The sequence below is a fragment of the Zhongshania sp. genome, assembly GCF_041623545.1.
Taxonomy (GTDB): Bacteria; Pseudomonadota; Gammaproteobacteria; order Pseudomonadales; family Spongiibacteraceae; genus Spongiibacter.
This window is the reverse complement of sequence record NZ_JBFJWS010000291.1, coordinates 1-4007: the sequence shown is the minus strand read 5'-3', so window position 1 is coordinate 4007 and position 4007 is coordinate 1. Positions and strand designations below refer to the sequence as shown.

General features: G+C 48.8%; 3 protein-coding genes. All 3 read right to left on the bottom strand.

Going from position 1 to position 4007, the window contains the following annotated elements; translation table 11 throughout:
• Window positions 1-1263: HDOD domain-containing protein (locus ABYT30_RS16650; protein WP_373097563.1), on the bottom strand; the 1263-nt coding region annotated here is incomplete at its 3' end.
• Window positions 1264-1381: 118 nt separating this feature from the next.
• Complete coding sequence (locus tag ABYT30_RS16645; RefSeq protein ID WP_373097562.1) at window positions 1382-2188, bottom strand: acyl-CoA thioesterase; 807 nt, start codon at window positions 2186-2188, stop codon at window positions 1382-1384.
• 73 nt (window positions 2189-2261) lie between these two features.
• Entirely contained in the window at window positions 2262-3890 is a 1629-nt protein-coding gene (locus ABYT30_RS16640; RefSeq protein ID WP_373080624.1) for a long-chain-fatty-acid--CoA ligase, read from the bottom strand.
• Window positions 3891-4007 lie beyond the last annotated feature (117 nt).

Below are 4007 nucleotides of genomic sequence, written 5' to 3'. Positions count from 1 at the left end.
TGCTTGTTCGGCAGTCGTACCAGCGAGAATGATTAGAAATTGTTCATCGCTATAACGACTTAGCACATCACCTGAGCGCACCGAATTCTCCAGCACCCGAACCATTTCGCTAATAAAAGCATCTGGTTCCGCAAGTTTTTTGTGTATTTCCTTTGAATTACTAATCTCGATAAGGGCAAAACTAATATTTCGATCAGTTCGTACTGCTATATCAAAGGCATCGGGAATATAGCCATCGGCAAATTTGCGTGAAAACACATTGGTTTTCGGGTCGTAGCGGTCCGCCTTGCTTAACTTCTGCTCTTCACCGTTGCCAGACTTGTTCAAAGAGCGTTGCAATGTAGCAATGTTCATAGAGGCAAGCGTCGCATTGGCCTCTTCTAATAACTTTGATTGGCTAGCACTTTCAGTCAGTTTTACGTCGAACAATTCCTCCATTTCAGGAATTTTCTCGTGCATACGCTCAATTAGAGAATCGATTTTTGTAGTATTAAATTCTAGGAAACGCTGACACTGTAAAACTAATTGATCACGAGCTTCGCTTGTTTCCCCAAAGATCAAGTAATCTGCCACCACACCTGACAGGGCAACACAGCGCACAAACAAGCCGTCGCGATCGCCTTTGGCAAATACCCCTGGCCGATGACTGTTTGTAATTGCCAAGGTCGTGCGGTCTGGTAAGCCCCAATGCTTGCTTAGCCATGCGCCGGCCTCCGCGTGATCCCCACCCATGCGCTCTATTTCATATTCGCGAACGCGCTGGTGAAACACTTGGTCGCTTTGCAGCGACTCATAAAAGTCGGGTTGCAGGCGATCTACGGCGATCATTCCAATATCTTGTAACAGACCCGCTAAAAAAAGTTCTTCTAGTGCTCGTTCGCCGGCAAGTCGGCCCAACTCAAGGGACGCACTCGCCGCCAACAGTGAGCGACGCCAAAATAAGGGGTAATGCAAGCCACTTGCACGAGGCTCTTTTATTGAAGACGTTAACGAAAAGCTCAGCGCGAGGTTGACTGTGGTATTTAAACCAAGCAGGACAATAGCACGACGGAGATTTTCTACTTTATGTTCATTGCCATAGAGCGGAGAGTTAGCATATTGGAGGGTCTTAGCGGCGAGGGCTGGATCACTTGCAACAAGATCGGCAATGCTTTGCATATCGATTTCACCCTGCTGGGCAAGAGTAACAATACGCGTTACGACCCGAGGTATAGACGGCAGCCGAGCGGTATTCTCAATAAAAGGACTTAAATCTATCGCCATTCTTATGCCTCCTATTGCTCGTGGTTTTTGAATTCGCCAAAGCAGTAGCGTTAAAATTATTTAACTACTGTAACCGATGTGCAGTAATCCTACGACACAAATGCACTAACATAGAGATTTAGCGCTTTTCAAAAACCGTGGCAACTTGGCGACTAAACATTACGACGCGGCCATCTGGGCCCCAAATTGTCGCATAATTATGAAAATAGCCATTACCGGCTGCTTGGCAGCGGTAATCGCAATACCACCAATCGGATGCATCAGCAGTGGGCAATTCAGTGGGAAATTCCAAATACCAGCTCAGCGAACTCCCGATACCCGGCGGTTTGATGGTATTTAAACCGGGCATCGGCGGCGCATCAGCTAGAGCGATTAATGCGGCAATATCTATTGGTCGATTAGCAGGAAATCGCAGCCAAACACCGAAGTCGGCTGAATTCGCGCCGCTAAACGGCATGCTGCCGTATTCAATTCGCATATCAAAATGCTGAGTAAACGCGGGAGTTAAACCCTCGATATAAGGCAGTTTAGCCAATGTTTCTGGGTTATTTAGCTCAGGCAATACTGGCCCTGTAATGACCACGTCCGAGGCCCGATCTTTTCCATAAGCTGCGCTAACACTGAGGGCCACTTCACCGCTGCAGGTCAGCTCCCCTTGCATATGACTAACCGAACCACCGACCCGTAACTCGCGAAGGTGGATTAGATGATCTCCAGCGGGAACCGGGCCAACAAAGAGCACTGACAAACTGCGTAAACGTCGATCAACTGCCACTTCTTGATTCATGGCAGCCACAACGAGCGCCGTACTTAATCCGCCAAATGCGGTACGACCTTGAAGCCAAGACTCATCCACCGTAGCGCGATACTGATTAGCTTCGCCATTATTGACGACGCTATTGATCAGCGCCTGAAAATCACTCATTACTACACCTTTCTTGGCCTATATACGACAAGACGCTAAAGTATCGGATTCCGCCGCGACTTTGGCAACACACTTACGCCGGCCAGCGATAATCTTTATAGGTTTCGCGGATGTCTTTTTTACTGAGTTTGCCGGTAGCCGTATGGGGTAATGCGTCAACGAACAAACAGTCTTCAGGAATCCACCATTTAGCTACTTTGCCGTCGAACCACGCAAGCATTTCCTCCCGACTCAAGCTCTGCCCTTCTTGTAAAATGACAAGTAGCAGAGGCCGCTCGCTCCAAGTCGGGTGAGGCATCCCAACTACCGCAGCTTCAGCGACTTTCGGATGGTTTACCGCGCAATTTTCCAGCTCAATCGAGCTTATCCATTCGCCACCTGATTTGATGACGTCTTTTACTCGGTCGGTAATTTTCATATAGCCATATTCGTCAATACTGGCCACATCCCCAGTTTCAAACCAACCGTCATCGTCTAAGGTTTGACCGTCATAACGATAGTATTCTGCGATTATCCAAGGCCCGCGAACCTTAACCGCACCGGCACTTTCGCCATCCCAGGGGAGTTCATTATTGTCGGCGTCGACAATTTTCATTTCAACGCCAAACACCGGCCGGCCCTGTTTGAGACGGATTTTATCGTATTGTTCGGGAGGTAGCTGAGCCACTTCTGGTGCGACGTTGCCGTTAAAGGTGCCCAATGGGTTCATTTCAGTCATACCCCAGCCCTGCTGCACGTCGACCCCGTGCTTGCTGCGGAAGTCATCAAAGATCGTATAGGGACACGCTGCGCCGCCAACGGTTAAGCGATTAAGGCTTTCTACCGTCTGCCCGGTTTTTTCTAAGTAATTTAAAAGTGCTAGCCAGACCGTCGGTACCCCTGCTGAAACCGTTACTTTTTCTTCGTTAATAAGTTTGCAAAGGGTTTCACCGTCCCCCATTTTCGGCCCAGGCATAACCAATTTGGCGCCGGTCATGGGCGCGCTGTATACCATTCCCCAGCCATTTACATGGAACATTGGCACTATGGGTAACGCCACGTCTTTAATCGACAATCCGAAAACATCCGGAGCAATACTGGCATAGCAATGCAGCAAGGTAGAGCGATGGGTGTACATTACCCCTTTGGGGTTTCCAGTGGTGCCGGAGGTATAACACAGCGCCGACGGGGTGTTTTCATCGAGCTCAGGCCAATCGAACTGATCGCTCTCGGCCGCGAGAATGTCTTCGTAACAGAGTGCATTGCGTAAACTCGTCGCCGGCATGTGCGCGGCATCGGTCATCACCACAAAACCCTTAACATCGGGCATTGAGTCTTGGAGCTGTTCTAATAGCGGCACTATTGTTGCGTCGACAAATACCCACTGGTCGCGACCATGATTAACAATATAGTCAATTTGCTCAGGAAATAAGCGCGGGTTGATCGTGTGGCATACCATGCCGCTGCACGAAACCGCGTAGTATATTTCCAAGTGACGGTAATCGTTCCAAGCGAACGTGGCAACGGTATCACCCGGCTTCAGGCCTAACGTGACGAGTGCATTGGCCAGTTTTCGCGCTCGTAAAAACGCTTCGCGATACGTGTAGCGATGTCTAGGGTTATCAGCGGTTACCGACACCACTTCTACAGCGCCATTCACCTTTTCGGCGTGCTTCATTAATGATGTAATTGTAAGCTGGGTGTTCATCATGGCATTCATCATTATTATTACTCTCTTCGCTGTTTGGATATCACGATTTGAATGGCAATGTCGTCACCGGACTGTGACGCAAGGACAGGATTAAATACTAATAAATTACACTCGGTATAGCTATCAACC

Bases quoted from the DNA above. Each gene is read 5' to 3' on its own strand.
- ABYT30_RS16645 (WP_373097562.1), bottom strand. From the start codon at position 2,188: ATGAGTGATTTTCAGGCGCTGATCAATAGCGTCGTCAATAATGGCGAA.
- ABYT30_RS16640 (WP_373080624.1), bottom strand. From the start codon at position 3,890: ATGATGAATGCCATGATGAACACCCAGCTTACAATTACATCATTAATG.